At 58.6% G+C, this 6,006-nt stretch carries 7 protein-coding genes; 1 reads left to right on the forward strand and 6 read right to left on the reverse strand.

Annotation, left to right across the window (positions count from 1 at the left end; genetic code table 11):
• The coding region (locus tag ACP7AP_RS23825; RefSeq protein ID WP_426038369.1) for a sugar-binding transcriptional regulator at positions 1-764 on the forward strand (764 nt) is incomplete at its 5' end.
• On the opposite strand, the gene ACP7AP_RS23830 is transcribed toward ACP7AP_RS23825, so the two are convergent.
• Genes ACP7AP_RS23830 through ACP7AP_RS23855 form a run of 6 tightly spaced genes read right to left on the reverse strand, consistent with a single transcriptional unit; the run spans position 761 to position 5,814 of the window.
• The gene (locus ACP7AP_RS23830; protein ID WP_426038371.1) at positions 761-1,357 is read right to left on the reverse strand and encodes a hypothetical protein; all 597 of its coding nucleotides are present in this window, start codon (positions 1,355-1,357) and stop codon (positions 761-763) included. The two genes, ACP7AP_RS23825 and ACP7AP_RS23830, sit on opposite strands and share 4 nt — an antisense overlap.
• The gene (locus ACP7AP_RS23835; protein WP_426038373.1) at positions 1,350-2,057 is read right to left on the reverse strand and encodes a hypothetical protein; all 708 of its coding nucleotides are present in this window, start codon (positions 2,055-2,057) and stop codon (positions 1,350-1,352) included. The genes ACP7AP_RS23830 and ACP7AP_RS23835 overlap by 8 nt, the downstream gene beginning before the upstream one ends.
• Positions 2,058-2,111: 54 nt before the next feature.
• Positions 2,112-3,068 (reverse strand): carbohydrate kinase family protein, encoded by a 957-nt coding sequence (locus tag ACP7AP_RS23840; RefSeq protein ID WP_426038375.1) that lies wholly within the window; start codon positions 3,066-3,068, stop codon positions 2,112-2,114.
• A complete protein-coding gene (locus ACP7AP_RS23845; RefSeq protein ID WP_426038377.1) occupies positions 3,065-4,111 on the reverse strand; it encodes an ABC transporter ATP-binding protein in 1,047 nt (348 codons plus the stop codon). The genes ACP7AP_RS23840 and ACP7AP_RS23845 overlap by 4 nt, the downstream gene beginning before the upstream one ends.
• 3 nt (positions 4,112-4,114) lie before the next feature.
• Complete coding sequence (locus ACP7AP_RS23850) at positions 4,115-4,960, reverse strand: carbohydrate ABC transporter permease (protein WP_426038379.1); 846 nt, start codon at positions 4,958-4,960, stop codon at positions 4,115-4,117.
• Positions 4,960-5,814 carry a carbohydrate ABC transporter permease gene (locus ACP7AP_RS23855; protein WP_426038381.1) on the reverse strand — a complete coding sequence of 285 codons (855 nt, stop codon included), beginning with the start codon at positions 5,812-5,814 and terminating at the stop codon, positions 4,960-4,962. The genes ACP7AP_RS23850 and ACP7AP_RS23855 overlap by 1 nt, the downstream gene beginning before the upstream one ends.
• Positions 5,815-6,006 lie beyond the last annotated feature (192 nt).

The raw sequence follows: 6,006 nt of genomic DNA on the forward strand, positions 1-6,006 counted from the left end.
GTTGTGTCGAACTGGAACGCGCGCTTGAGGAGCGCTGGGGGCTGACACAAGCCATCGTTGTACCCACCCCTCAGGATGAAAACCAACTGCGCCACATCATCGGGGCAGAGGTTGGCGCGTATATTTCCCAGGCAATAGCCGCAAACATGACTATCGGGCTTGGTTGGGGAAAGACGCTTTCGGCCGCTGTCCCCGCGATCCTGCCGCGTCATCCAGATGGCATCCGCGTCATGTCCTTGTTGGGCGGTCTAACCCGGGTCAGCGACCAGAACCCTTCGGAATTCGCCTGGCGCGTGGCCGCTCGCCTTGGGGCCGAATGCTATATAATGGCTGGCCCGGTTTTTGCCCCCGACCCCACCACCCGCGATGCTTTGGCGGGCCATACTGGCATGAGCGACATTTTCCAGCGTGCGCGTTCGTTGGACATGGCCATCGTCTCGGTCGGCGATCTGACACCGCACTCGGTCTTTCGGGAATATGGGCTTCTGACCAGCGAAGAACTGGCATCTCTTGAGCGTGCGGGTGCCATTGGTGACTTGCTGTGTCATTTTGTTGATGCCGAGGGCAACGTCGTCGAACACCCGGTGAACAAGCGGGTGCTGGCTGTCAATCCGCTTGACCTGCGCGGCACCCGGAACATCGTGCTGGCTTCAGGCGGCTGGCAAAAGCTGGGGGTGATCCGGGCCGGTCTGAAGATGCTCCAACCCACCGTTTTGATCACTGATGAACTTGTGGCAGAACGTCTTGCGAGTGAACAGGCCTAGGATCCTTGCAATTCCTGGCTCAGTCTTGCCCGGAAAACATCCGGCATCATCCAATTTGGCTGATGACCGAGCAATATTTGCAGAAAGCCAACTGAAAAGGACGCGTCCATCCGGGCATTTTCCTTGAACGACCACCAGTGTCGCAGGTCATCAATCGCAGGAGACACCTCTGGCTTATCCTTGAACTCCTGTTGCATGGCGACAGAGTGCACAGTCAGGCAAAACATCGTGCAAGCATAGCCCTCTGGCCAGAAGGTTGCGGCAGACGAGGCGTCTGCCTTGGTCGGCGCAGACACCGCGGAAAGCGGCATATCGGCCGTCAACTCACGCAACATCAGCCCTGCGGCGAATTCAAAATAGTCGTGACGGTCCTTGGGATTGCTGGGCTTTTGCCGTTCAACAGACCGCAGCCAGCGCACAAAGATGCCACCAAGCTTGGCCTCGTCGATTTTGTAGGTGCAGCCGATCCGCGCACCAACGGCCTCGACATAAGCCTCAAAAGCGGCCCGGAACCAGCGCATCCGTCGAACCGCAATCCGCAAAGGCTCGTTCGTAGGCGGCAAGCTGCCGGAGAGGGGCGGCAGATCAGACATGCGATGCAAACTCGGCATAAAGGGCTTCGAGCCGTTTCCTGTCGTGTGCGCGAAAGGCCGCGTCGGCCTCAGAAGCGAGTGCCACCGCAAGGTCAGTGGCAGAAAAAAGGGCGGCTTCGTCCTCGGCCTCATTGCGGTTGGATTGCAGCCAAAGCATGACGGCGAAGATCGACGTGTTTTCGAGAGAATTGCCCGGGACGTGTGCCGCATCTTCGGCGGAAACGCCACGCAAGACCTTTGCATCTCTCAGGGCCAGCGACAGGTCCGCTGCAATGCCAGCGTCAGAACCAAGCCTTTGATCTTGCGTCAGTCCCAGAAATACCGCCCTTGCAGCAGTCTCGCTGACATAGGCCGAAGGCGCATTCAGGCGCCGCAGAACCGATTGAACCGCTGCATAGATGCTTTGTGCAAAGGCATCCTCGGCCCCTTGCTTTGCAGTCAATTTTTGCAGCGCCTCAGGCTGTTTGTCATTGGCTTTAAGGGCAAACCGGGCAAAACCCGAGGCGACGTCGTTCACGCCCTTGGCAATCTCGCCCACTTCGCGCAATACAACCCCGGCCAGTTCGGCGGCCGGACGCGGAAGCGAGCCAACGGGCATTACGTCCAGCAAAGTTTCGCCGCCACGGCGCAACGCATGGCGCAACCCACGAAGGGCATCGCGCAGCGGCATGACATCAGGAAGTAGGTTCGGGTTCGACATTTTCACTCTCTTCTCTGTCCGCCCAGGATAGACCATAGCGAGCCGGACGGGAAGCTAGACGTTGGACCGCAACGGAGTGGTGGCGATAAATTCCCGCGTATAGGCCAGGTCACGCACCCCCGCCTGACTGCCCAGACCCGTGGCGTTCTGGGCCGAGGAAGCTTGCGCCAGCTCCACACATTCCTGCGGTGATAGCCCCAGATGCAGGCCAGTGGCAAAACCGGCGTTGAAGCAATCGCCACAGCCGCAGGTACATTTGACCTCGATCTGAAAAGAGGGCGTCTGAAACTGGGTCCCATCCTTGTTACTATAGAACGCGCCTTGCGCCCCGAGGGTCAAAATCACGCATCCAGCCCCCCGATCAAGCAGAAACTGCGCCAGATCGCGGTTGCCGTGCAATCCTGACAGGGCACGCGCCTCTTCTTCGGAGGGGATGAAATAGTCGGTATAGGGCAGCAGTCGTTCGACCTTGGGCAGATCGGCAGCGGTTGACGCAAAGACGTCCAACGTAGTGATGACGCCACGGCGCTTGGCCTCGGCCAGGATTTCCTCGGTCCGACCGGTGTCCATCCGGTTCATCAGCCCTACCCCGCCCACATGCAGGATTTTGGTGTCCAGCACGCGATCAATCTGGGTGTCGTCGATGAAGAACCCATCGGTGGCGCCGCGTTTGTGCAAGGCGGGGCGCTGACCATCGGGCCGGGTGGTGACGAGCGACGACGAGGTCGTGTACCCCGCGCACCGCTGCATCAATTCGGTATTGATGCCGAATTTTCCCAGCTTCATCATCACCCAATCGCCCATGTCGTCGTAGCCTAGGCCTCCGACGGCCTGACATTTCAGCCCGTGTTTGGCGGCCACGATCACAGCACTTCCGGCGGCACCAGACACGGCCAAGGTCAGTTCTTCGACAAAGTAGGTGTCACCATTTGGCGGGATCTGGGTGACCGGGCGACAGAGCGCATCAAAGGTGATGAACCCCATCGCAGTATAGTCAAAACGTGCATTCATGCTTTCCCCCGGAGGCGCTGGCCTTGTTCGTCAAAAAAGTAAAGTCGGGCGGGATCAAACCCGATGCTGATGGGCACATCGATGTCAGACCGGAAATCACGCGCGGCTTTGACCTCAATCTGCTTGGCACCCGTGGTGACGGTCAGATAGGTCATGTCCCCTGTGGGTTCGACGCCGTACACCATGCCCTGCATGTTGTCGCCGCCAACGCTGCAATCCTCTGGCCGGATGCCCAAGGTGACTTTGCCTGACAGGCCAAGGGGACAGGCGACATTGATGCCCTGAGCCGCAAACGTGCCGCTGTTCGCAATTCCCGCGATCAGGTTCATCGGAGGCTGTCCGATGAAGCCCGCAACAAAGGTGTTGGCCGGATCGGCATAAATCTGGTCTGGCGTGCCGATTTGCTGGATAGCGCCCTTGTCCATGATCACAATCCGGTCGGCCAGCGTCATCGCCTCGATCTGGTCATGCGTCACATAGACGGTGGTGACGCGCAACTGTCGCTGCAGATGCTTGATCTGCACCCGCATTGAGGCGCGGAGTTTAGCGTCCAGGTTCGACAGCGGTTCGTCCATCAAAAAAACCTGTGGCTGGCGCACAACGGCACGAGCCAGAGCAGCGCGCTGGCGTTGGCCACCTGACAAGGCACCCGGCTTGCGGTCAAGATAGTCGCCCAGTTCCACCATCTGCGCAGCCCTGCGGATCAGCGCATCCTGTTCGGCCTTGGGCACCCCGCGCATCCGCAGCGGAAAGCGGATATTCTCATAAATCGACATGTTGGGGTACAACGCATAGCCTTGGAATACCATCGCCACATCGCGGTCACGCGCATCCACACCAGTCACTACCTCGTCACCGATGATGATCTCACCCTCGGTCGGCTGTTCAAGACCGGCGATCATCCGCATGGTCGTGGTCTTGCCGCAGCCTGAGGGGCCCAGCAAAACCAGAAACTCCTCATCCTTGATATCCAGCGTCATTTCGCGGACACCCAAAAAGGCACCGTAGCTTTTGACGATGTTGTTCAACTTTATCGAGGCCATGGCTTATCCTTTCACGGCACCCATTGTCAGACCGCGCGACAGGTGCTTCTGGATCAGGATCACCAAGATCAGGATCGGCACGAAGGCAAGGAAAGACACAAGGGCGATTGCATTGTAGATCACGCCATCCGAGCCGCCCGTGAAGTTGGCAAGCGCCACCGACATCGTGTAGGCCTTCTCTGTCGAGGCGATGAGCAGGGTGAACAGAAACTCGTTGATGGCAAAAATCGCGGCGATGACGGCGGCGGTGATAATACCGGGCAGGCAGGCCGGGATGATGATTTCCCACAGGATGCGCAGATCACCGGCGCCATCGGTGCGGGCGGCATCCTCCAGTTCCTTGGGGATATCCAGCATATAGCTGCGGATGATCCAAGTCACGAGGCTGAGGTTGATGGCCGCATAGACCAGCATTAGCGCCCATACGCTGTCCAGCAGCCCCATCTTACGGAACAAAAAGAAAATTGGCACCGCAACGATGGCCGGGGCCATCATGCGGGTGGACAGAATGTAAAAGCCGATATCCTCACGCCCCTTGAACTCGTAGCGCGACAGGGCGAAGGCGGCGGGGATTGCCAGACACAGGTCAATGATGACCGATCCGGTGACCGACACCAGCGAGTTGCGCAGGTATTGGGCGATAGGCCAGTTCTCGATCAGCTGGAACCAGGCGTCAAGTGACAGCGTGGGAATATATATGGGATACGTGCCGACAATTTCAGTTCTGGGCCGGAAGGCAATCGACAGGAACCAGATAATCGGGGCAAGGCAGGTCAGGGCCCATGATCCCAGCACCAGATAGCGGATCAGCATGCTTTCGTTGCGGTTTTTGCGTATCGCTTGTGCCATCAGTTCTTCCCCGAATGGAAAGCGCGTTTCACCACGGTCTGAGCCACGATGATGGTCAAGGTCAGCATCAGCACCGAGGCGGCAGAGGCGTAGCCGAAGTTGAACATCCGAAAGCCCTGACGGTAGATGAAGTAGCTCATCGTTTCAGTGGCTCCACCGGGAGAGCCTTGGGTCATGATGTAGACGTTGGTGAACATCGTGGTGATGTCGATGCCGCGGAGAGTGACCGCGACCACGATGACCGGGCGCATCATCGGCAACGAAATGTTCCAGAAAATCGCGGGCCAGCTTGCGCCGTCCAGCCTTGCGGCTTCTTCAATCTCTTGATCCTGTCCCTGCAAGGCGGCCACGAAGATGATGAACAGGAACGGCGTCCATTGCCAGACATCGGCGACAATCAGGGTCAGCCTTGCCAGTGGGATCGAGCCAAGCCAGTCGACATTGCCATCAGTGATGTGAAGCCGCATCAACAGGTCAGAGATCACCCGCCCGTCGTTGAACGCCAACTTCCAAAGGAAAGCCACCGCCGAGGGCATGAACAGCATCGGCATCAAGTAGGTGATGCGCCAGCCGCGGATGAAGGGATCGCGGTAGGCGAAATAGGAAATTGTGAGTGCGATCACGGTTTGGATGACAAGGGAAATCCCGCCGATGATCGCCGTGTTGGTCAGGGCCTGCCAGAACTCTCGATCAGCCAACAGCGTGGTATAATTGGTCAGGCCCGCCCAGTTCCATGCCTTGAAGGTCACGACGAACATGCTTTGGTAAATCGCAAAGACGCCCGGGTAGAGGGTGATTGCCAGCAGATAGATCAGCGCCGGGGCGACCAGCAGGTATGGAAATGCGGCACGCATCCGGGGTGAACGGCGCCGCGTTGGCCGATTGGGGGCGGCTTGCGCCACCCCCCTCGTCCCAACAACAGGATTACTGTCGGCCATCGGATCAGAATGGCAGCGGCTTGCCTGCACCCACATAGGTGCCAGCTTTCACATCCGCATACTGAACCGGTGCCTTATCTGTGCCAAAGCCGTTCTTGGTCAGGATGG

Origin of the sequence: Cypionkella sp. TWP1-2-1b2 (genome assembly GCF_049896245.1) — a bacterium.
Lineage (GTDB): Bacteria > Pseudomonadota > Alphaproteobacteria > Rhodobacterales > Rhodobacteraceae > Cypionkella.

Excerpts from the sequence above, each read along its gene's own strand:
- ACP7AP_RS23830 (WP_426038371.1), bottom strand. The coding sequence starts at position 1,357 with ATGTCTGATCTGCCGCCCCTCTCCGGCAGCTTGCCGCCTACGAACGAG.
- ACP7AP_RS23835 (WP_426038373.1), bottom strand. The coding sequence starts at position 2,057 with ATGTCGAACCCGAACCTACTTCCTGATGTCATGCCGCTGCGCGATGCC.
- ACP7AP_RS23840 (WP_426038375.1), bottom strand. The coding sequence starts at position 3,068 with ATGAATGCACGTTTTGACTATACTGCGATGGGGTTCATCACCTTTGAT.
- ACP7AP_RS23845 (WP_426038377.1), bottom strand. The coding sequence starts at position 4,111 with ATGGCCTCGATAAAGTTGAACAACATCGTCAAAAGCTACGGTGCCTTT.
- ACP7AP_RS23850 (WP_426038379.1), bottom strand. The coding sequence starts at position 4,960 with ATGGCACAAGCGATACGCAAAAACCGCAACGAAAGCATGCTGATCCGC.
- ACP7AP_RS23855 (WP_426038381.1), bottom strand. The coding sequence starts at position 5,814 with ATGCGTGCCGCATTTCCATACCTGCTGGTCGCCCCGGCGCTGATCTAT.